The organism is Enterobacter sp. BIDMC109 (assembly GCF_001037885.1).
GTDB lineage: Bacteria > Pseudomonadota > Gammaproteobacteria > Enterobacterales > Enterobacteriaceae > Enterobacter > Enterobacter hormaechei_C.
The window spans coordinates 1,359,686-1,380,616 of the sequence record NZ_KQ090002.1; the positions used below are offsets into that span (position 1 = coordinate 1,359,686).

At 56.1% G+C, this 20,931-nt stretch carries 19 protein-coding genes; 6 read left to right on the plus strand and 13 right to left on the minus strand.

All coding sequences use genetic code 11. From position 1 onward, the window contains the following. The 8 genes from SK62_RS06470 to SK62_RS06505 all read right to left on the minus strand — a co-directional run bounded on the left by SK62_RS06470 (window position 1) and on the right by SK62_RS06505 (window position 10,000). A complete protein-coding gene (locus SK62_RS06470; RefSeq protein WP_017693033.1) occupies window positions 1-1,026 on the minus strand; it encodes a microcin C ABC transporter permease in 1,026 nt (341 codons plus the stop codon). After that, entirely contained in the window at window positions 1,026-2,120 is a 1,095-nt protein-coding gene (locus SK62_RS06475; protein WP_003859369.1) for a microcin C ABC transporter permease YejB, read from the minus strand. Before SK62_RS06475 ends, SK62_RS06470 begins: the two co-directional genes overlap by 1 nt. A 9-nt stretch (window positions 2,121-2,129) precedes the next feature. Continuing rightward, window positions 2,130-3,935 (minus strand): extracellular solute-binding protein, encoded by a 1,806-nt coding sequence (locus SK62_RS06480; RefSeq protein ID WP_045333661.1) that lies wholly within the window; start codon window positions 3,933-3,935, stop codon window positions 2,130-2,132. Between the two features lie 75 nt (window positions 3,936-4,010). Beyond that, window positions 4,011-5,564, minus strand: coding sequence for a cyclic di-GMP phosphodiesterase (locus tag SK62_RS06485; protein WP_032671775.1), 1,554 nt, complete (start codon window positions 5,562-5,564; stop codon window positions 4,011-4,013). Between the two features lie 127 nt (window positions 5,565-5,691). Then, window positions 5,692-6,261, minus strand: coding sequence for a bifunctional murein DD-endopeptidase/murein LD-carboxypeptidase (gene mepS, locus SK62_RS06490; protein WP_003859364.1), 570 nt, complete (start codon window positions 6,259-6,261; stop codon window positions 5,692-5,694). 415 nt (window positions 6,262-6,676) lie between these two features. Then, window positions 6,677-7,390 (minus strand): phosphatase PAP2 family protein, encoded by a 714-nt coding sequence (locus SK62_RS06495; RefSeq protein ID WP_017693036.1) that lies wholly within the window; start codon window positions 7,388-7,390, stop codon window positions 6,677-6,679. Between the two features lie 33 nt (window positions 7,391-7,423). Continuing rightward, window positions 7,424-8,410, minus strand: coding sequence for a CobW family GTP-binding protein (locus tag SK62_RS06500; RefSeq protein ID WP_047719279.1), 987 nt, complete (start codon window positions 8,408-8,410; stop codon window positions 7,424-7,426). A gap of 123 nt (window positions 8,411-8,533) precedes the next feature. Beyond that, window positions 8,534-10,000, minus strand: a complete 1,467-nt coding sequence (locus tag SK62_RS06505) for a mannitol dehydrogenase family protein (protein ID WP_048249354.1) — start codon at window positions 9,998-10,000, stop codon at window positions 8,534-8,536. A 205-nt stretch (window positions 10,001-10,205) separates the two neighbouring features. Here SK62_RS06505 and uxuA point away from each other — a divergent pair, with 205 nt between their 5' ends. Then, the gene (gene uxuA, locus SK62_RS06510; protein WP_023295062.1) at window positions 10,206-11,396 is read left to right on the plus strand and encodes a mannonate dehydratase; all 1,191 of its coding nucleotides are present in this window, start codon (window positions 10,206-10,208) and stop codon (window positions 11,394-11,396) included. Between the two features lie 116 nt (window positions 11,397-11,512). On the opposite strand, the gene yeiP is transcribed toward uxuA, so the two are convergent. Then, window positions 11,513-12,085 (minus strand): elongation factor P-like protein YeiP, encoded by a 573-nt coding sequence (yeiP, locus tag SK62_RS06515; protein WP_003859355.1) that lies wholly within the window; start codon window positions 12,083-12,085, stop codon window positions 11,513-11,515. 164 nt (window positions 12,086-12,249) lie between these two features. Between yeiP and SK62_RS06520 the strand changes: the two genes are divergently transcribed. Beyond that, on the plus strand, window positions 12,250-12,504 hold the full coding sequence (locus SK62_RS06520; protein WP_047719277.1) for a YkgJ family cysteine cluster protein: 255 nt from the start codon (window positions 12,250-12,252) through the stop codon (window positions 12,502-12,504). Here SK62_RS06520 and setB read toward each other — a convergent pair. Together setB and SK62_RS22815 are read right to left on the minus strand one after the other, a co-directional pair. Continuing rightward, window positions 12,501-13,682, minus strand: coding sequence for a sugar efflux transporter SetB (gene setB, locus SK62_RS06525; protein WP_015572310.1), 1,182 nt, complete (start codon window positions 13,680-13,682; stop codon window positions 12,501-12,503). The two genes, SK62_RS06520 and setB, sit on opposite strands and share 4 nt — an antisense overlap. 103 nt (window positions 13,683-13,785) lie before the next feature. Beyond that, window positions 13,786-13,965: a hypothetical protein gene (locus SK62_RS22815; protein ID WP_139152746.1), complete on the minus strand. Its 180-nt coding sequence runs from the start codon at window positions 13,963-13,965 to the stop codon at window positions 13,786-13,788. Between the two features lie 75 nt (window positions 13,966-14,040). Between SK62_RS22815 and fruB the strand changes: the two genes are divergently transcribed. The 3 genes from fruB to fruA are packed head-to-tail and all read left to right on the plus strand — an operon-like array spanning window position 14,041 to window position 17,811. After that, window positions 14,041-15,171 carry a fused PTS fructose transporter subunit IIA/HPr protein gene (fruB, locus tag SK62_RS06530; RefSeq protein ID WP_047719276.1) on the plus strand — a complete coding sequence of 377 codons (1,131 nt, stop codon included), beginning with the start codon at window positions 14,041-14,043 and terminating at the stop codon, window positions 15,169-15,171. Further along, window positions 15,171-16,109 (plus strand): 1-phosphofructokinase, encoded by a 939-nt coding sequence (gene fruK / locus SK62_RS06535; RefSeq protein ID WP_006811313.1) that lies wholly within the window; start codon window positions 15,171-15,173, stop codon window positions 16,107-16,109. Before fruB ends, fruK begins: the two co-directional genes overlap by 1 nt. A gap of 16 nt (window positions 16,110-16,125) precedes the next feature. After that, window positions 16,126-17,811: a PTS fructose transporter subunit IIBC gene (gene fruA / locus SK62_RS06540; protein WP_015572312.1), complete on the plus strand. Its 1,686-nt coding sequence runs from the start codon at window positions 16,126-16,128 to the stop codon at window positions 17,809-17,811. A gap of 74 nt (window positions 17,812-17,885) precedes the next feature. Here the strand turns inward: fruA and nfo are convergent, their stop codons facing one another. Both nfo and SK62_RS06550 read right to left on the minus strand, forming a co-directional pair. Further along, window positions 17,886-18,743 (minus strand): deoxyribonuclease IV, encoded by an 858-nt coding sequence (gene nfo, locus SK62_RS06545; protein ID WP_047719275.1) that lies wholly within the window; start codon window positions 18,741-18,743, stop codon window positions 17,886-17,888. A gap of 64 nt (window positions 18,744-18,807) precedes the next feature. Then, window positions 18,808-19,854 carry a YeiH family protein gene (locus SK62_RS06550; RefSeq protein WP_017383388.1) on the minus strand — a complete coding sequence of 349 codons (1,047 nt, stop codon included), beginning with the start codon at window positions 19,852-19,854 and terminating at the stop codon, window positions 18,808-18,810. Window positions 19,855-19,951: 97 nt separating this feature from the next. On the opposite strand from SK62_RS06550, the gene yieE reads away from it, so the two are divergent. Beyond that, complete coding sequence (yieE, locus tag SK62_RS06555) at window positions 19,952-20,818, plus strand: DNA-binding transcriptional regulator YeiE (RefSeq protein ID WP_003859337.1); 867 nt, start codon at window positions 19,952-19,954, stop codon at window positions 20,816-20,818. Window positions 20,819-20,931: the final 113 nt, after the last annotated feature.

Sequence of the window (20,931 nt, forward strand, 5' to 3'; positions counted from 1 at the left end):
TCATACCGCCTTGTTGGGATCGAAGGCATCGCGCACGGCTTCGCCAATAAAAATCAGCAGGGAAAGGAGCACCGCCACGGAGAGGAATGCGGCGATGCCCAGCCAGGGGGCCTGGAGATTGTTTTTGCCCTGCAACAGCAGTTCGCCAAGGGACGGTGAGCCCAGCGGCAAACCGAAACCAAGAAAATCAAGCGACGTCAGGGTGGTAATGGAGCTGCACAAAATAAACGGCAGGAAGGTGAGGGTCGCCACCACCGCATTGGGAAGCATGTGACGGAAGATGATTGCGCCATCGCTCACGCCTAACGCCTGCGCAGCGCGAATATAGTCGTAATTCCGCGTACGCAGAAACTCCGCGCGCACCACGCCGACCAGCGCCATCCAGCCGAACAGGACGGTGATCCCGAGCAGCCACCAGAAGCCAGGCTGTACCACGCTGGACAGCAGGATAATCAGAAACAGCGTCGGCATACCGGACCAGACTTCAATCACGCGCTGTCCCCATAAATCTATTTTACCCCCGTAATAGCCCTGCACGGCGCCCGCCACAACGCCCATTACGCTGCTAAAGAGCGTCAGCAGCAGCCCAAACAGGAGCGAGATGCGGGTGCCATAGAGAATGCGCGCCAGCACATCGCCGCCGTTGGCGTCCGTTCCCAGCCAGTTTTGCGCGGAAGGCGGCGAAGGGAAGGGGGTGGACGTGGCGAAGTTAATACTGTTTGCGCCAAAACGAATCGGCGCCCAGATAGCCCAGCCGTGCTGCGCTATCTGTTCACGTAACCAGGGATCCTGGTACTCGGCTGGCGTCGCAAACGGGCCGCCAAAATCGCTTTCGCTGTAGGTGGCCAGCACCGGCACATACCAGCGGTCTTTGAAATGCACCAGCAGGGGTTTATCGTTGGCAATCAGTTCCGAACACATACTTAAGGCGAACAGGACGGCGAAGATCCACAGCGACCAGTAGCCGCGACGGTTGTGGCGAAAGCGCGCCCAGCGGGCCTGATTGACGGGGCTTAAACGCGACATCAGCGACCCTCAAAATCGATACGGGGATCGACCAGCGTATAGCTGATATCGCTGATGATGTTCAGCAGCAGGCCGATCAGGGTGAAAATGTAGAGTGTGCCAAACATCACCGGATAATCACGGGAGACGGTGGCCTCATAGCCCAGCAGCCCTAATCCGTTGAGCGAGAACATCACCTCTATCAGCAGCGAGCCGGTAAAAAACATACTGATGAACGTGGCGGGGAAACCGGCAATCACCAGCAGCATGGCGTTACGAAAAACGTGCTTCCACATGATCTGCTTTTCACCGACGCCTTTGGCGCGCGCGGTGACGACGTACTGTTTGCGGATCTCATCAAGAAAGGCGTTTTTGGTCAGCATCGTAAGCGCCGCAAAACCGCCGATGACCGTCGCCAGCACCGGAAGCGTGATGTGCCAGAAGTAATCGGTGATTTTCTGATACCACGGCAGGGTGCTGAAATCCGCAGAGACCAGCCCGCGCAGCGGGAAGAGGTCGAAATAACTGCCGCCGGCGAAAAAGACAATCAGCAGCACGGCAAACAGAAACGCCGGGATAGCGTAGCCGATGATAATGAATGTGCTGCTCCAGATATCAAAACGGCTACCGTTGTAGACCGCTTTTCGGATCCCCAGCGGAATGGAGACCAGATAAATAATCAGCGTCCCCCACAGTCCGAGCGTGATGGAAACCGGCAGGCTTTGTTTGATCAGGGTTAACACCGAGGCGCTGCGAAACAGGCTGTCGCCAAAATCGAAACGGACATAATCCCAGAGCATCCTGAAATAACGCTCGTGCAGCGGCTTGTCAAAACCATAGCGATGGGTGATCTCGGCGATCACCTCCGGATCCAGTCCGCGACCGCCCCGGTAGTGGCTTTCGCTGATGTTGCCCACGCCCGTCCGGGCATGGCTGGCCCCCATTCCTTCACCGCCGCCGCCCGGCATGCCGCCAGCGTGACCAAATTCTATTGCCGCAATTGCCTGGTCCACCGGACCGCCGGGGGCGATCTGGACGATAAAAAAGTTAATGGTAATGATGGCCCACAGCGTCGGGATCACTAACAGCAGCCGGCGGATAAGATAAGCGCCCATCGTCACTCCTTAACGCCGCTCTGCGGGCAGTTTTGCGGCTTTATTCACGTCATACCACCAGGTGTCAAAGCCGAGGGTGTAGACCGGGCGAACGGCAGGCAGGGAGAATTTATCCCAGCGGGCCACGCGATCTTCGCCCATATACCACATCGGCAGCATGTAATAGTTCCAGGTTAAGACCCGATCGAGCGCGCGGCCAAGCGGCAGAAGCTTGTTCTTATCGCCCTGAGCGGCGACAATTTTTGCAATCAGCGCATCTATCACCGGGCTCTTTACGCCCGGGGCGTTGTAGGAGGAGTCGATATAACCCGATGCCCAGGAGATTTGCAGATCTGAACTTGGCCACGGCTGCGCGGCCCACAGGGTCTGCATCATGTCGTAATCGCGACTGCGCTTGCGGTTGGTTAACTGGGCCATATCGACCTGGCGGATATTCATGGTGACGCCAAGCCGGGCAAGGTTCTTCTTAAATGGCAGCACCCACTGATCGTTTGCGCCGGAGGCAATCAGCAGTTCGAAGCTGAGCGGTTTACTGGTTTGCGCATTAACCCGTTGCCGATTTTTCAGCACCCAGCCAGCATCATCCAGCAGGTTGCTGGCTTTCAGCAGGTTGTCCCGGTCGAACCCGTTTCCGTCGGATTTGGGCGGTTCAAATACGCGGGTGAACACCTCCGGCGGGAGCTCCGCTTTCATTGGCGCCAGCAAAACCAGCTCGTCCGCGTGGGGATAATCACGGGCGGCATATTCAGTATTCTGGAAATAGCTGTTCGCCCGGCTGTAGGCTCCGTAAAACAGCGCTTTGTTCATCCATTCGAAATCAAACGCCAGGGTAATGGCTTCACGCACCCGACGATCGGAAAAAACCGGGCGCTGAATATTAAACGCCAGCCAGCGCGTGTCCTGCGCGGATTCGTTTTTGTGTTCGTCTTTAACGATATAGCCTTTCGCGAAATTTTTTCCGATATAGCGGGTCGCCCAATTTTTGGCGCTGTTCTCGACACGTAAATCAAACGCGCCCGCCTTAAATGCCTCGAAGGCCACGTTATCATCCAGGTAGTAGTCGTAGCGGATTGTATCGAAGTTCCAGCGGCCCCGGTTTACCGGCAGCGTGGCTGCCCAGTAATCTTTCACCCGGGAATAGATCACGTACTGGCCCATTCGCCAGTCGGTAATGCGATACGGCCCTCCGGCCAGCGGCGGGGTAGAGAGAGGATCGCTCAGCTTATGATTTTTCCAGAAGGATTCGGGCATGACGGGCAGGGAGAACAGGCTCAGCATATTCTCTTTGTTCGGCTCAGGGAGTTCGATTCGCACGGTCAGCGGGGCGATGGCTTTCACCGTGGTGCCCTTGTACACCAGACGAAACTGCGGCACGCCTTCGGTCATAAATTTATGAAAGGTGAATGCCACGTCACGGGCGCTAACCGGCGTACCGTCGTGAAAACGCGCCCGCGGATTAATCGCGATTTCTGCCCAGCTGAAATCATCGGCGTAACGCACGTTCTCAGCAACCAGGGGATAATAGCTGCCGGGCTCGTCGTCGGAGGTGACGAACAGCGTGTCATAGAGGGATTCGGTACGCGCTGCCGCCACGCCGCGCAGGGCAAAGCGGTTAAAGTTGTCAAACGTTCCCGTGGCGGAAAGCGTCACGTTTCCGCCTTTCGGGGCGGCGGGGTTAACGTAATCGTAGTGGTTAAAGTTAACCGCGTACTTCGGCTCGCCAATGACGGCAAAGGCCGTGCTCTCTTTGATGGTCTGCGCCTGGCTCGACAGGCTCACCAGCGCCAATAGCGTCAACACAACGCGCATAATCATAGTGCGGCGGATCCCTTTGTTCACAGGCAGGCTCGGTTGAACAGAATAATAAGGGACAGCGCCGTGATTGTGAAATTATTCCCCGAGCGTGATGTCGGGTTGCCACGTCCTGAACTGCTCCAGCGGCATCGGGCGGCCGATCCAGTAGCCCTGAAGATAGTTCACGCCATGCTCGCGCAGCCACGCCGCCTGCTCCGGCGTTTCAACACCCTCGGCAACGGTTAACATATTCAGGCGTTCTGCCAGCGTCAGCACCGCGTCAAGCACTGGCGAGGTGACGGTTTCAGTCCCGATGGCATTCACGAAGCCACGGTCAATTTTCAGGTAATCCATCGTGAAGCGTTCCAGATAGATCAGCGCGCTGTGGCCGGTGCCAAAATCATCGATGGCGATTTCAAAACCTTCTTCGTGCAGCCATTCGAATAGCTGATTAGCCTCGCGGTGGTTGATCATGTCGCGCTCGGTTATTTCCAGCACAATCTGGAAGTGATCGGGCGGAAGGGCGGCGGCAAACGCGCGCATATCCTCTTTAAAGCTTTCCGCATGCAGATGACCGGGCGCGATGTTGATCCCAAACTTGGCCCCAGGCGGGAGCACCGTTTGCAGGACAGGGGCATCGCGGATAATCAGGTCAAAAAGATGCAGCGTCAGCGGGACAATCAGCTTCTGCGCTTCAGCGAAATTAATAAAGGCATCCGGCGGAATTTCTCCCATCACCGGATGCTTCCAGCGCATCAGGACTTCCAGCCCGGTCATTTTGAGCGACTGCGCATCCACGACGGGTTGATAGACCACGTAAAACTGGTCGCGCTTGATGGCCGTGAGGATCTCTTTCCCCGGATTAAGACGGATAGTAAGAATATAGAAATTCAACAGGCCCGCCGCGATACCGCAGACCAGGCCGAAAAACAGGGCGTACAGCACTTCATCGGTCGTCCAGGCTTCCGCATAAACATGGATGGTCAGAGGCACATTTTTCAGCGTGGCGGTACGGACCGGGATATCAGGCAAATCACGCGCAGGGACCAGCGTTCCGGAATGGGTTGATAACGCATAATCGCCAATAATGATGGAAATACCGGCAAACTCATCCTGTCTTGAGGTGTAGAGGAGATAAGGAGTCAGGTTAAGATTAACGGAGGTAAATACACCGCCGTCCTTCACCAGTGGGTTGCGATACCAGATGGCAATCGCGGGTTTGTCCGGCAGCATGGGAGTGCCCGGCAGGAGCGCCATATCAACCTGTTTATTGATGTGCAATTCAGGAATAAGCGCTTCCAGAGGGACATTCATCGGGCCGGTGGCGGAAGAGCAGTAGGCGTTTTTATCCCTGACCAGCAAAAAGGCGCGCACGTTGATGCTAAAGGCCGCCCGGGAGGTCAGGGCGGCACTCACTTCCTCGCAGCTGTTCAGCGTGAGTGGCTGGAGCGTATCAATCGACATTTTGAGCTCATCGAAATAGCTCTCCATGTAGACGCTTAAATCGGTAATAAGGGTATCGAATCTGACGTCTCGCTTGTGATAACTCCAGTAAAACTGTAATGCTCCCAGGAGCAGGGCAGTGAATAACCCCGTAAGGAAACTGAGAAACAGAATCTTGCGGTTGCTGGAGAAGTAGCGGGTAAACATAGATGTCGTGATTCCTGAAATGCCGCTGGATAGTTATCAGTGTAACGGGCAAAAAAAAACACTGCCGGAGCAGTGCTTTTTTTATCGTATCGCCAGCCAAGGGATAACCAACGATACGACAGCAATATTAACTACGGCTCAGAACGCGGCGAGCTTCGTTGTAGCGCTTCTTCCAGTAAGGTTCGTTCATGCTGGAAATCGTCACACCACTGCTGGTGGAAGCATGGACAAACTGATCGTTACCGATATAGATGCCAACGTGTCGACCGGTTGAACCCGCTCTGAACAGGACTAAATCGCCCGTGCGCAGTTTAGTGCGCGAAATGGATTTGCCCATTTCCTGCTGTTCATAAGTAGAACGCGGAAGGTCTAACCCAAACTGCTCACGGAACGTACGCTGTACGAACGCGGAACAATCGATGCCTTTCTTGGTGCTGCCGCCCAGACGGTAACGCACGCCTTTCCAGTCAGCATACTGATCCATAATACGCGACTTAACGTCGAGATTACGTACCATATTTTCAAATTCATCCTGAGAGGCTTGCAGTGAAGAGGAATCTTCCATTCCCACAACACGCGTCTCAGGATGCATATTCTTCGCGGTGTTCGTCGTACTACATGCCGAAAGCAGAACCGCCACTGCAATCGCCGGGATCCCCCGCAAGATATATCTCAAGATTGGTTGAGATTTGACCATTTTGTTTGTTTTCCCTTGAAGTCCTTAACGAAAATATCGTTATAAAAATGCCAACCGTGACGAGACTAATAATCTGTTCACAATGAGACAATTCTTTATGGTGAAAACTGTGGCTCAACGCACAAAATTATTCACCATGATAATAATTATCTCAGTGGGGCAAAACGAGTTCGAGGTTAACCGATTGCACGGGGTATTGCGAGCAAAAAAGTCCGTTTTTTTATAAGAAAATGTGATACACAAAGTTACAGCGCGGAATTGCTCAAAATGCCGCCATTCATATCGGTAATCCCTGCAATTGCTTCATTTTTATCACGAATTGTATGACGGGGTGATGACAGCGTTGAATGACGCCGAAAAGAAGTGACGCAGGGATCGAAAACGATCCCTGATGAATGGTGTTAATTTCCGTTATTTATTTGTTTCCAGCTTGTTTAAATTTACCAGGAAGATAGCGATCAAAAATGCCTATTATGCGATCGCTCAGTGGGGTCATCAGCACCCACGGTAAACCAATTAACACCGCCGTGAGGGAGCCTACGGCGATATCTGTCAGCCAGTGAGCGCCAATCATCACCCGCGGGAATGCAAATACCACCACAATAACCAGGGCGATGGTGAAGGCTTTTTTACCAAAATAGCGCAGCATGAAGCCTGCAAAAATCAGCAGCATCATACCGTGGTCGCCCGGGAAACTGTCCTTCGAGGCATCTTTGGTTGGAATATGAAGCAGCTCGCTGACGCGGTTAATATTCGGGAAAAAGAGCGAAGGACTGGCGCGTTTAACCGGCATCAGATGCTGCGCCAGCTGGTTGATAATCACGGCCGTCAGCAGCATCACCAGGCCGATAATCAGAATACGGCGACGACCCGTTTTATCTTCCTTCAGCCAGAAGGAGAGCATCAGACAGCCCATTGCCAGCAGCGAACAGCCGTCAAACGCGCGGTTGTTGGTGATCGCCACCAGCCACAGGAAGGCTTCACTCTTCGCCAGCGCCTGGTTAAAGAAGTGGAACAGCCCGGAATCCAGCGGGAACCAGAAACCGTGATCCGCCGGGATATACCAGGAGAAAAAGATCGCCAGGCCGGCAGCGTTGAGCAATAAAATAGCAGGAAGTCGAGTCGTCATAGTCTTCAGCAATGTGTGAAATCAGGGGCAACGTTAGCCGCCCAAACTTAAACGAAGCTTCAACAGGCTTGACTGGAGGGCATTCCAGTCGGTATTAACCGCACTAATTAACTCTATCCGGCTGTCGGGTGGCGCGACGTTCTGGGTTTCAATAAAGAAATCCTCGCCCTGACGGTTAATGCGCACCAGACCATCCGGAGTGCGCATGATCCCTTTTACCCGCTCAACCGGCGCGAGTCTCGCCCATTCCAGTATACCAATGGTGTCGAAAACCGTATCGGCATCGAAGATCCACCCGCAGGCCTGATGCCCCTGGCCGCTGTTCAGGTTGCGACGCCAGCGCTGATGCTCCGGCAGGCTCAGTGCAGCCAGGCCTTGCTTCACGCCGTGGCTATGCGAATGCTCAGCGCTGGCAGGCAGTTGCGTCTGGTTGAGGCGGGGAAGGTCGAGCAGGGCGCCATCGATGTTGCCCTGGGTCGTCTGCACATACTGACGTCCACCGCCAGCCTTCTGCCACCAGGACTCGAACGCGGTCTGACTCTCAGCCGTCGCGCGATCGGATTTATTCGCCACGATAATATCTGCCGAGGCGAGCTGGTCGCGGAAATTGTCATTATTGATCGCTTTTTCATCCAGCAGCTGGCGGGGGTCGAGCAGGCAAAGCGTCGCACGCAGCTCAAGCCACGGCTCGTATACCGGGGCGGTCAGTAAATCAAGGATTTGCTTAGGATGACCCAGCCCGGTGGGCTCAATCAGCAGACGGTCCGGCTTGCCCTGACGCAGCAGCGTATTCAGCCCGACCTGCATCGGCAGACCATTCACGCAGCACATACACCCGCCCGGGATCTCTTTCACCATCGCGCCGCTGTCGGCGAGCAACGCGCCGTCGATCCCCACTTCGCCAAATTCGTTGACCAGCACGGCCCACTTTTCCGCCGGGTCTTTATTGGCCAGCAAATGCAGAATGGACGTAGTTTTACCGCTGCCTAGAAAACCGGTGATCAGGTTGGTTTTGGTCACGTGCGCTCCGATAAATAATTGTGATGTAGTAACAACTATCTATCATCCTGACGAAAAAATCGGGCATTGAGAAGAGGGAGGGCGAACGGAGCATAAAACCGTTCGCCTTAAACGCAATAATCGCTAAATTTTTAACGTTTCGATAACGGCCTGGCGCGCGCCGAGCCGGACGAGGCGCTGGTACGCGCTGGTGATTGCCTCGACAAAGACAGGGTTTTGCGGCAGGTCGTCGCCAAAGATTTCATTTAGCGTCAGCAGGGCGCTAACGCGTTCTGCGTCGCTGCTGGTAGCGACAATGGCCTGAAACTTGTCGCTCAGCTGATCGCGTACGTCAATGGCGTTGCCCTGTTCGTCCGTACCGCTGACGTAGCGCATCCAGCCCGCCACCCCCAGCGCCAGTAATGGCCAGGCGGTGTTACGCTCAAGATGCATGCGGATCCCTTCCAGCATGCGCTGAGGCAGCTTCTGGCTGCCGTCCATGGCGATTTGCCATGTACGATGCTGTAGGGCCGGGTTGGCGAAGCGGTCAAGCAGGCTGTCAGCATAGGCTGTCAGATCAACGTTGGTGATGCGCAGCGTAGGGGCCTGCTCATTCAGCATCAGCCTGCGGGCCGCCTCGCGTAAACTGTCGTCCTGCATACATTCATTTATGTGCGCGTAGCCGGCAAGGTAGCCCAGATACGCGAGGAAGGAGTGACTGCCGTTCAGCATCCGCAGCTTCATCTGCTCCCAGGGCAGGACATCCTCAACCATCTGTACGCCTGCCACCTCCCACTCCGGACGCCCGGCGACAAAGTTATCTTCCACTACCCACTGAATGAACGGTTCACAGCTGATGGCGCAGGGATCTTCAACGCCAAGTTCCTGGGTGATTTCCGCGAGTGAGGCGTCGGTGGCGGCGGGCACGATTCGGTCGACCATGGTACCAGGGAAGCTCACGTGCGCCTCGATCCATGCGGCCAGCTCTGCGGAACGCTTTCCGGCCATGCCGAGAACGGCATTTTTCACCACGTGGCCGTTGTCGGGAATATTGTCGCAGGAGAGCACGGTAAACGCCGGCAGGCCCCGCTCGCGGCGGCGATGAAGCGCTTCAACCAGAATACCCGGCGCGGAATGCGGCTCAGACGGGTGCTCGAGATCGTGCAGGATGCGGCTGTTCCGCATATCCAGTTTTCCCGTCGCCGGATCGATGCAGTAGCCTTTTTCGGTAATGGTGAGGGAGACAATTGCCACCTGCGGTTCGCAGAATTTCTCAATAATGGCTGCCAGCGAGTCGAGTTTGGCGTTCAGGCACTCTTTTACCGCACCGATAATAATGGGCTGATTGCCTTCGGCACCTTTCTCCAGCACGGTAAACAGATGATCCTGCGCCCGGAGCTGGCCCATAAGGACATCGCCGCTAAAGAGGCTAATCTCACAAATTCCCCAGTCGCCTCCTTTGGCATTCAGTACCCGGTTTGTTAACAACGCCTGATGCGCCCGGTGGAACGCGCCAAAACCGAAATGGACGATGCGGGAGTGTAACTGCTCGCGATCGTAGCGGGGCTGCTGGACATGAGCAGGAAGCGCGGTGGAGGCAATAGTCTTCATGTAATACACACCTGAGTAACCATTAATTAACAATGCCAGTGTAAAGTTATATGACAACCAATTAAATTGGTAAGCCGTAAATATCCCTGTTATGTGAGTTTGATCAATCAATGCCGCGTGCTGTATTGACCACTTCGATTAAACATGTATGGTAGTCGTCATTGAAGTAACACATATTGGTATAACAACTTGAGAGGGTGGGGCAATGGAACAAACCTGGCGTTGGTACGGGCCGAACGATCCGGTTTCTCTTGATGATGTGCGTCAGGCTGGCGCAACGGGTGTGGTCACGGCGCTGCATCATATTCCGAACGGTCAGGTGTGGCCGGTGGAGGAAATCCAAAAGCGTCAGGCTCAGCTGGCAGAGAAGGGGTTAACCTGGTCTGTTGTGGAAAGTATTCCGGTTCACGAAGATATCAAAACCCACTCCGGTGAGTGTGATACCTGGATTGCGAATTATCAGCAGAGCATTCGTAACCTGGCAGCCTGTGGTATTGATACCGTCTGCTACAACTTTATGCCGATCCTGGACTGGACGCGTACCGACCTGGAATATGAAATGGCCGATGGTTCGAAGGCGCTGCGTTTCGATCAAATCGCTTTTGCGGCTTTCGAACTGCACATTCTGAAGCGTCCGGGGGCGGAAACAGACTACACCGCCGAAGAGCAGCAGCAGGCGCTGGCGTGGTTCAATGCCGCCGGTGAGTCGGACATTGAGAAGCTGGTTCGCAATATCATCGCGGGCCTGCCGGGGGCGGAAGAGGGTTATACCCTCGATCAGTTCCGCGCGCGCCTGGCGGAATATGGCGATATCGATAAAAACCAGCTGCGTGAAAACATGGCGCACTTCCTGCGCGCTATTGTGCCGGTGGCAGAAGAAGTCGGCGTGCGGCTGGCGGTTCATCCTGACGATCCACCGCGCCCTATCCTCGGCCTGCCGCGTATCGTGTCTACGATTGAAGATATGCAGTGGCTGAAAGAGACGGTGGACAGCATCTACAACGGCTTTACCATGTGTACGGGCTCGTATGGCGTGCGGGCGGATAACGATCTGGTGCGGATGATCGAAACCTTCGGCGATCGCATTCATTTCACCCACCTGCGTGCAACCTGCCGTGAAGAGAACCCGAAAACCTTCCACGAAGCAGCCCATCTTGGCGGCGACGTGAACATGGTTGCGGTGGTGGATGCCATTCTCTCTGAAGAGGTACGTCGTAAGCAGGCGGGGGATGTACGTCCTATCCCGTTCCGTCCGGATCACGGGCACCAGATGCTGGACGATCTGCGCAAGAAAACGAATCCAGGGTATTCGGCGATTGGCCGTCTGAAAGGGATGGCGGAAGTGCGCGGTATCGAGCTGGCGCTGAAAATGACGAAGTATCCTGAACTGCTGTAAAGTTTGTTGCCGGGTGGCGGCTGCGCCTTACCCGGCCTACAAAAACACAAAAACCGGCATCAGAGCCGGTTTTTTGTAGGCCCGGTAAGCGTAGCGCCACCGGGCGAAAAGCAGGATCAGTCAGCACGACCCATATAGCGTTTTTCTTCGATATGGATACGGATTTTCTCGCCCGCTGACAGGTACTCTGGCACCTGTACGACCAGACCGGTAGTCAGGGTAGCCGGTTTGTTACGCGCACTTGCAGACGCGCCTTTGATGCCCGGTGCCGTTTCAACAATTTCCAGATCAACGGTCTGCGGCAGCTCCAGCGCCAGCAGCACGCCATCCCAGGTCAGCACCTGCATGTCCGGCATCCCACCTTCAGGAATAAACAGCAGCTCTTCTTCGATCTGATCTTTAGTGAAGATATACGGGGTGTAATCCTCTTTATCCATGAACACGTATTCGTTGCCGTCGATGTAGGAGAAATCAACGTAGCGACGGGTCAGGGTCACGGTATCAACGATATCGTCGCCTTTAAAACGTTCTTCCACTTTCAGGCCGGTGCGGACATCGGAGAAACGCATTTTGTACAGCGTTGCTGCGCCACGGGCGCTGGGTGCCTGAATATCGATATCTTTCACAATCAGCAGTTTGCCGTTGTAATTCAGTACCATACCTTTCTTAATTTCGTTCGCTCTTGGCATTGCAGTAATCCTGTTTACGGGAGGTAAAAAATATCGCGCCAAATTACTCGCGCGCGGCCTTTCAGGCAAGCGGAATTCGTGGGTTTTGCTATCAATACATAAAAGGTGTTACTGTGCGCGCAATGCCCGACTGCGCGGGCATCTGCCACCAACAGAGAGCATGTATGGATTGTCGTTCCGACTGTGGCGCGTGCTGTACCGCACCGTCCATCTCAAGCCCCATTCCAGGCATGCCGGAGGGCAAGCCTGCCAATACCCGCTGCGCTCAGCTCTCTGACACTAACCTGTGCATGATCTTTGGCTCGCCCCTGCGCCCGAAGGTGTGCTCCGGGCTCCAGCCAACCGCCGAAATGTGCGGCAGTACGCGCCAGCAGGCCATCACTTATCTGCTTGAGCTGGAAGCGCTCACCGCGCCTTAAACGTCTTTGATCCGCGTCAGGCAGCTCAGCGTCAGGACGCACATCACCAGCGCAATCCAGAACACCGTATGATAGTTCCAGATTTCAGCCACAACGCCCGCCAGTGAGCCTGCAATAATCCAGCCCACGCGGGTGGTATTAGTATAAAGGGTGGTGGCAGAGCCTGCCTGACCCGGCATCAGATCCTGGAAGTAGAGCATGCCGATACCGGCCAGAATGCCGATGTAAATGGCGTTCAGCAGCTGTAAAGCCAGAAGCAGGGCTGGCGTATGAACCGTCAGCATACCGACATAAAACAGCAGCCCGGCTACGGCGGCGACGCGCATCAAAAAGCGCTTGCCGAAGCGCTTCGCGTAATAGCCCGCAATCAGCATGGTGGGGATCTCAAGCCCCGCGGCGGTTCCCATCATGATCCCGGCCAGCTTCTCCGGCAGATGCAGCTCATCAATAATAAATAGCGGCATATTAATGATATAGAGGCTGTTGGTGCCCCACATCAGCGTACAGATAATGAATAACAGCAGCGCGTCGCGGCGGTTGCGTCGCGGAGCTTCCAGCGTACCGGTCGCCACTTTCGGCTCTTTGCGCATGGAGGGCAGGAAGAACCAGACCATTGCGCCGCATACCACGAAGGCCACGGCTGCGCTGAGGTACATCACCGTAAAGCCAAAACCCATCGCCAGCGCGTAGGCGAGCGGGGGGCCAATCACCCATGCCAGCGACACCTGCGCGCGCAGTATCGAGCTGAACATCACCGCTTCCCGCCCGGTGCGGTCGGCATGCTCGCGGGCAAGGGCGAACATCTGCGGGTTGGCGGTCGAGCCGAAACTGCTCAGGAAGACGCCCACAAACAGCAGAATGAAGTAGTTACGGTTCCAGGCAAACAGCAGGCAGGCAAACACCCCGAGCAGGCAGCAAAAAACGATCAGGCTTTTGCGATCGCCTTTGCGGTCTGAACGCCCGGCAAGAAACTGGCTGACGAAAATGCCGATGATGGCGCTCCCGGTGAAGAAGAAGCCAACCATCGCCGGGCGGGCGTGGACTTCGTTGGTCAGAAACAGGCTCAGCGTAGGCGTTTGTAACGCACCGGCAATACCGGTGAGAAAAGCAACGATCAAAAACGCCGTTGACGTCAAATCAAAAGGCTTTGGTGAGGCGGCAGCGGGGGTGTTATGCATGTTCAGTCTTTGCGAGTAACAGAGAGAGGCGGAGTTTACGCCGCCTGTCATGAAATAAACAGAGGGCAAAATCAAGATTGCCACAATAAATCAAAATAGCATTTCAGTTTATCGCCGTTTCGCTGAAGCGTGCTGAACCTGTTTGCTGAACATCAGCAAAAACCTCCCGACTGAAGAAGAAATGTGCTGCACTTCTAAATTCTGCAACAAGAAATGTAACTTTTCTTGCAACCTTTTGTAGAAAAGACAAGACTTCTTGAAACGTTTCAGCGCTATCTTGCATGTCCTGACGAAGCAGGCTAGCGCTTATTTTCTCAGTTAAGCTGAAACGATTCAATTTCAGCAGGAGAGGAGAATCATGTTCCAGTTATCTGTTCAGGATATTCACCCGGGCGAACAGGCCGGGAATAAAGAAGAGGCTATTCGCCAGGTCGCCGCTGCGCTCGTGCAGGCTGGCAACGTGGCTGACGGCTATGTCAACGGCATGCTGGCGCGTGAACAGCAGACCTCAACCTTCCTCGGTAACGGTATTGCAATTCCGCACGGCACCACGGACACCCGCGATCAGGTGCTGAAAACCGGCGTGCAGGTCTTCCAGTTCCCGCAGGGCGTGCTGTGGGGCGAGGGTCAGGTGGCTTACGTGGCGATTGGCATCGCGGCCAGCGGTGACGAACACCTGGGCCTGCTGCGTCAGCTGACGCACGTGCTGAGTGATGATGCCGTCGCGGAACAGCTTAAATCCGCCACCACTGCTGAAGAGCTGCGTGCCCTGCTGATGGGCGAAAAACAGAGCGAAGCGCTGAAGCTGGATAATGAAACTCTGACGCTGGACGTCGTCGCGTCCGATTTGCTGACGCTCCAGGCGCTGAACGCGGCCCGCCTGAAAGAAGTGGGAGCGGCAGATACCACTTTTGTGACGCGCGCCATCAATGATAAGCCATTAAACCTGGGTCAGGGCATCTGGCTGAACGACAGTGCTGAAGGCAACCTGCGTAGCGCTATCGCGGTCAGCCGTGCTGCGGTTGCCTTTGAGACAGACGGCGAACACGCCGCGATGCTGGTAACGGTTGCCATGGCGGACGATCAGCCGGTATCCGTGCTGAAGCGTCTGGGCGATCTGCTGCTGAACAATAAAGCTGAAAAACTGCTGAACGCAGACGCGGCGACGGTGCTGGCCCTGCTGACCAGCGACGATGCGCTGACGGATGACCTGCTGAGCGCAGAGTACGTGGTGCGTAACGAACACGGCCTGCATGCCCGTCCGGGCACCATGCTGGTGAATACCATTAAACAATTTGAAAGTGAGATCACCGTGACCAATCTGGACGGTTCGGGTAAACCAGCCAACGGGCGCAGCCTGATGAAAGTTGTCGCGCTGGGCGTGAAGAAAGGCCATCGTCTGCGCTTTACCGCGCAGGGTGCGGATGCTGAACAGGCGCTGAAAGCGATTGGCGACGCCATCGCGGCCGGTCTGGGGGAGGGCGCATAATGAGCAGACGTGTTGCGACCATTACGCTGAACCCGGCTTACGATCTGGTGGGTTTCTGCCCGGAAATTGAGCGTGGCGAAGTCAACCTGGTGCGGACGACCGGCCTGCATGCCGCAGGAAAAGGGATTAACGTGGCGAAGGTGCTGAAAGATCTCGGCATCGACGTCACCGTAGGCGGCTTCCTCGGTAAAGACAACCAGGATGGTTTTCAGCAGTTGTTCAGTGAACTGGGCATCGCTAACCGTTTTCAGGTTGTGCAGGGCCGTACCCGCATCAACGTTAAGCTGACCGAGAAAGACGGTGAAGTGACCGATCTGAACTTCTCCGGCTTCGAAGTGACCCCGGCTGACTGGGAGCGCTTTGTTGCCGATTCCCTGAGCTGGCTGGGCCAGTTTGACATGGTGTGCGTCAGCGGCAGTCTGCCGTCCGGCGTCAGCCCGGAAGCGTTCACCGACTGGATGACGCGCCTGCGCAGCCAGTGCCCGTGCATTATTTTCGACAGCAGCCGCGACGCGCTGGTCGCCGGTCTGAAAGCCTCGCCATGGCTGGTTAAGCCTAACCGCCGCGAACTGGAGATCTGGGCGGGCCGTAAGCTGCCAGAATTAAAGGATGTGATTGACGCTGCCCATGCGCTGCGCGAGCAGGGTATCGCTCACGTGGTGATTTCGCTGGGTGCAGAAGGTGCCCTGTGGGTTAACGCCTCCGGGGAATGGATTGCCAAACCGCCTTCAATGGAGGTGGTCAGCACCGTGGGTGCCGGGGATTCGATGGTTGGCGGCCTGATCTACGGTCTGCTGATGCGCGAATCCAGTGAACATACCTTACGTCTTGCTACCGCCGTTGCGGCCCTGGCCGTGAGCCAGAGCAATGTCGGTATTACCGATCGTACCCAGTTAGCCGCGATGATGGCGCGCGTTGACTTAAAACCTTTTAACTAACAGCAGGAGAGGAATAATGAAAACGCTGCTGATCATTGACTCCGGTCTCGGACAGGCTCGTGCCTATATGGCGAAGACCCTGCTGGGCGCGGCGGCACAAAAAGCGCATCTGGATATCATTGATAACCCGGGTGATGCTGAAATGGCGATTGTTCTGGGCGACAAAATCCCCGCTGACAGCGCCCTGAACGGCAAAAAAGTGTGGCTGGGTGATATTAATCGCGCGGTGGCACACCCTGAACTGTTTCTGAGCGAAGCAAAAGGTCATGCGACGGTTTACAGCGCACCTGTTGAGGCGGCGCCGGTTGCCGCCGCTGGGCCGAAACGCATTGTTGCGGTAACGGCCTGCCCGACAGGTGTGGCGCACACCTTTATGGCGGCTGAAGCCATTGAAACCGAAGCGAAAAAACGTGGCTGGTGGGTGAAGGTTGAAACCCGCGGCTCTGTTGGTGCGGGCAATGCCATCACGCCTGAAGAGGTGGCGGAAGCCGATCTGGTGATTGTGGCGGCGGATATCGAAGTGGATCTGGCGAAGTTTGCCGGCAAGCCGATGTACCGTACCTCTACCGGCCTGGCGCTGAAGAAGACCGCGCAGGAGTTTGATAAGGCGCTGGCAGAAGCCAAACCGTATCAGGCAACCGGTGCGGCTAAAACTGCGACCGAAGGGAAAAAAGAGTCTGCGGGCGCGTATCGTCACCTGCTGACCGGCGTGTCCTACATGCTGCCGATGGTGGTGGCGGGCGGCCTGTGTATTGCGCTCTCCTTCGCCTTTGGTATCGAGGCGTTTAAAGAGCCGGGCACACTGGCGGCCGCGTTGATGCAGATTGGCGGCGGCTCCGCGTTTGCGTTGATGGTGCCGGTGCTGGCGGGCTTTATCGCCTTCTCCATTGCTGACCGTCCGGGTCTGACGCCGGGTCTTATCGGCGGTATGCTCGCCGTGAGCACCGGTTCTGGCTTTATCGGCGGTATCATTGCCGGTTTCCTCGCCGGTTATGTGGCGAAGCTGATCAGCTCGAAGCTGAAGCTACCGCAGAGTATGGAGGCGCTGAAACCTATCCTGATCATCCCGCTGATTTCCAGCCTGGTGGTCGGTCTGGCGATGATTTACCTGATTGGTAAGCCGGTCGCGGGCATTCTGGAAGGTCTGACCCACTGGCTGCAAACCATGGGGACGGCGAACGCGGTGCTGCTGGGCGCAATCCTCGGCGGTATGATGTGTACCGACATGGGGGGGCCGGTGAACAAAGCGGCATATGCTTTTGGCGTTGGCCTGCTGAGTACCCAGACCTACGCGCCGATGGCGGCGATCATGGCGGCCGGTATGGTGCCTCCGCTGGCGCTCGGTCTGGCGACGATTATTGCCCGCCGTAAGTTCGATAAAGCGCAGCAGGAAGGCGGTAAAGCGGCGCTGGTGCTGGGCCTGTGCTTCATCACCGAAGGCGCAATTCCGTTTGCGGCACGCGATCCAATGCGTGTTCTGCCGTGCTGTATCGTGGGTGGTGCGGTGACGGGGGCTATCTCCATGGCGGTAGGTGCGAAACTGATGGCGCCGCACGGCGGTCTGTTCGTCCTGCTGATCCCTGGCGCCATCACGCCGGTGCTGGGTTATCTGCTGGCGATTGTTGCCGGTACGCTGGTGGCAGGCCTGTCTTACGCGGTGCTGAAGCGCCCGGAAGCGGAAGTGGTCGCAAAGGCAGCCTAAAAGCGGTGTCGGGTGGCGGCTTCGCCTTACCCGACCTACAAAAAAAGCCGGGTGCGTAAGCAGCCCGGCTTTTTTTATGCCGCCTGGTCAGCGGTTTGCTGCGCCTTCAGCCAGGCAATCTCTTCCGCCCAGATATCCGGATTGATGGTTTCCAGCACCATTGGAATGCCGTCGAAGCGGGCATCCTGCATGATAAAGCGGAACGCATCATGGCCGATGTTGCCTTCGCCCAGGCTGTGGTGGCGGTCAACGCGACTGCCGAACGCGCTTTTCGCATCGTTTAAGTGCATACCGCGAAGGTATTTAAAACCGACAATACGCTCGAACTCCTCGAAGGTATTTTTCGTGGCCTCGGTTGTGCGCAGGTCATAGCCGGCGGCAAAGGCGTGACAGGTATCGATGCACACCCCCACGCGGGATTTATCTTCCACGCCGTCGATGATCGCCGCCAGATGCTCAAACTTAAAGCCGAGGTTGCTGCCCTGACCGGCGGTATTCTCAATCACCGCCGTCACGCCCTGGGTTTTATCCAGCGTCATGTTGATGGACTCGGCGATGCGCGCCAGACAGGCTTCTTCGTCAATCTGCATCAGATGGCTGCCGGGATGGAAGTTCAGCAGCGTCAGCCCCAGCTGTTCACAGCGCTGAACCTCATCCAGGAACGCTTCGCGGGATTTTTCCAGCGCCTCGGCAACCGGGTGACCGAGGTTAATGAGGTAGCTGTCGTGGGGAAGGATTTGGCCAGGCCCATAGTGGTATTTCTCACAGGCGGCTTTGAAATCATCAATCACTTCAGCGGTGAGCGCTGCGGCGCGCCACTGGCGCTGGTTTTTGGTGAACAGGGCGAAAGCGGTCGCCTCGATTTCGGCGGCGCGAATGGCGGCATTCGCAAGGCCACCGGCAGCGCTGACGTGCGCTCCAACATATTTCATAAAAAGACTCCTGTTAACCCGAAATGCCTATGATAGCGGGTTAACAGGAGAAGGACGAGATGGTTTATGCCAACAGGCTGTGCACGGCGAGGTTAATCGCACCACCGCCAACGATTAGCCAGATGAAGAGCACCAGCGCCATCAGCAGCGGTTTCGCGCCGGCTTTTTTCAGCGCGCTGACGTGTGTGGTGACGCCCAGCGCCGCCATCGCCATCGCCAGCAGGACCGTATCCAGCGTCACCAGCATATCCACCATCGCTTTTGGCAGCAGGTGGAAAGAGTTGAAGACAGCGACCACGATGAACAGGATCGCAAACCACGGAATGGTGATTTTGCTTTTCTCGCTGCCGCCTGCCGGAGCAAGCTGTTTAACCCGCGCCGCGAGGAAAATCAGGAACGGGGCCAGCATCATCACGCGCAGCATTTTGGCGATGACCGCCGCGTTTTCCGCTTCCGGGTTAATGGCGTGACCTGCCGCCACCACCTGCGCCACTTCGTGCATGGTTGAGCCGATATAAATGCCGTAGGTTTCCGGACTAAACCAGTGCGCCACCAGCGGATACATGGCCGGATACAGGAAGATCGCCAGCGTACCGAAGATAACTACCGTCGCGACGGCAACCGTGACTTTACTGGCTTCGGCTTTAACGACGGGTTCTGTTGCCAGTACCGCCGCCGCGCCGCAGATGCTGCTACCCGCACCGATCAGCCAACTGGTCTGTTTGTCCAGCCCAAAGATCTTCTGGCCGATAAAGCACGCCAGTAAAAAGGTGCTCGAAAGGGTCAGGACGTCAATGGCAATCCCGCTGACACCGACATCCGCAATCTGCGAAAAGGTGAGACGGAAGCCATAAAGGATGATCCCGAGACGTAATAAATGCTGCTTGGCGAAAATCACGCCGCCGTCGCAGGATTTCCAGATGTGCGGGTAAACGGTATTCCCGACCACCATGCCGAGCAAAATGGCCAGCGTTAGCGCGCTGAAACCTGCACCGGCGACCGCCGGAATACTGCCGCCCCATAAAGCCACGCCGGTCACCACGGCGCTGAGCGCGAGGCCCGGCACGAAGTGCCACACTGTACGATGATGTTGTAAGGTGATTTCTGACATAACCTTCTCCTTTGTCTGGCTAAAGGTTACGGCGCTCTGGCTTAAAAATAAAATTGATTATATATTTATAATCAATCTTTATAAGTGGTAAGCAACCATGCACATTACATTGCGTCAGCTGGAAGTTTTTGCCGAGGTGCTGAAAAGCGGCTCGACAACCCAGGCGTCACAAATGCTGGCGCTCTCGCAGTCCGCCGTTAGCGCGGCCTTGACCGATCTTGAAGGGCAACTGGGCGTTCAGCTTTTCGACAGGGTAGGAAAGCGGCTGGTGGTGAACGAACATGGCCGCCTGCTGTATCCGCGTGCCCTGGCCTTGCTGGAGCAGGCGACGGAGATCGAACAGCTGTTCCGCGAGGACAACGGCGCTATTCGCGTCTACGCCAGCAGCACGATCGGTAACTACATCCTGCCGGAAGTGATTGCCCGCTACCGCCGGGATTTTCCGACCCTGCCGCTGGAAATGAGCGTCGGCAACAGCCAGGACGTGATCAACGCGGTGATCGATTTCCGCGTGGACATCGGGCTTATCGAAGGGCCGTGCCACAACGTGGATATCATTGCGGAACCCTGGCTGGAGGATGAGCTGGTGGTGTTTGCCTCCCCGGCCTCTTCTTTACTCCAGGGCGAGGTGACGCTGGAGCGTCTGGCGCAGGCGCAGTGGATCCTGCGAGAGCAGGGCTCCGGCACGCGTGAGATTGTCGATTATCTGCTGCTGTCTCATCTGCCGCAGTTCCAGTTAGGGATGGAGTTAGGTAACTCCGAGGCGATTAAGCATGCGGTGCGTCATGGCCTGGGCATTAGCTGTCTTTCCCGACGGGTGATTGCCGAACAGCTGGAAACCGGCTCACTGGTTGAGATCCCCGTTCCGCTGCCGAAGCTGGTGCGCACGCTGTGGTGCATCCATCATCGTCAGAAACACCTTTCCAGTTCGCTCCAGCGTTTTCTGCGTTACTGCGAGATGTAAAAGCTCCCCTCACCCTGGCCCTCTCCCCAAAGGGGAGAGGGAAAAATTATGCTTTACTTATAATCCTGGCCGAGTCATGAAGCTCTCTTATAACTGAGCATTTCTGCCGGAAG

Bases quoted from the DNA above. Each gene is read 5' to 3' on its own strand.
- SK62_RS06475 (WP_003859369.1), bottom strand. From the start codon at position 2,120: ATGGGCGCTTATCTTATCCGCCGGCTGCTGTTAGTGATCCCGACGCTG.
- fruB (WP_047719276.1), top strand. From the start codon at position 14,041: ATGTTCCAGTTATCTGTTCAGGATATTCACCCGGGCGAACAGGCCGGG.
- uxuA (WP_023295062.1), top strand. From the start codon at position 10,206: ATGGAACAAACCTGGCGTTGGTACGGGCCGAACGATCCGGTTTCTCTT.
- SK62_RS06495 (WP_017693036.1), bottom strand. From the start codon at position 7,390: ATGACGACTCGACTTCCTGCTATTTTATTGCTCAACGCTGCCGGCCTG.
- SK62_RS06520 (WP_047719277.1), top strand. From the start codon at position 12,250: ATGGATTGTCGTTCCGACTGTGGCGCGTGCTGTACCGCACCGTCCATC.
- SK62_RS06480 (WP_045333661.1), bottom strand. From the start codon at position 3,935: ATGATTATGCGCGTTGTGTTGACGCTATTGGCGCTGGTGAGCCTGTCG.
- setB (WP_015572310.1), bottom strand. From the start codon at position 13,682: ATGCATAACACCCCCGCTGCCGCCTCACCAAAGCCTTTTGATTTGACG.
- SK62_RS06485 (WP_032671775.1), bottom strand. From the start codon at position 5,564: ATGTTTACCCGCTACTTCTCCAGCAACCGCAAGATTCTGTTTCTCAGT.
- SK62_RS06550 (WP_017383388.1), bottom strand. From the start codon at position 19,854: ATGTCAGAAATCACCTTACAACATCATCGTACAGTGTGGCACTTCGTG.
- mepS (WP_003859364.1), bottom strand. From the start codon at position 6,261: ATGGTCAAATCTCAACCAATCTTGAGATATATCTTGCGGGGGATCCCG.
- fruK (WP_006811313.1), top strand. From the start codon at position 15,171: ATGAGCAGACGTGTTGCGACCATTACGCTGAACCCGGCTTACGATCTG.
- yieE (WP_003859337.1), top strand. From the start codon at position 19,952: ATGCACATTACATTGCGTCAGCTGGAAGTTTTTGCCGAGGTGCTGAAA.
- fruA (WP_015572312.1), top strand. From the start codon at position 16,126: ATGAAAACGCTGCTGATCATTGACTCCGGTCTCGGACAGGCTCGTGCC.
- SK62_RS22815 (WP_139152746.1), bottom strand. From the start codon at position 13,965: ATGCAAGATAGCGCTGAAACGTTTCAAGAAGTCTTGTCTTTTCTACAA.
- SK62_RS06470 (WP_017693033.1), bottom strand. From the start codon at position 1,026: ATGTCGCGTTTAAGCCCCGTCAATCAGGCCCGCTGGGCGCGCTTTCGC.
- nfo (WP_047719275.1), bottom strand. From the start codon at position 18,743: ATGAAATATGTTGGAGCGCACGTCAGCGCTGCCGGTGGCCTTGCGAAT.
- SK62_RS06505 (WP_048249354.1), bottom strand. From the start codon at position 10,000: ATGAAGACTATTGCCTCCACCGCGCTTCCTGCTCATGTCCAGCAGCCC.
- yeiP (WP_003859355.1), bottom strand. From the start codon at position 12,085: ATGCCAAGAGCGAACGAAATTAAGAAAGGTATGGTACTGAATTACAAC.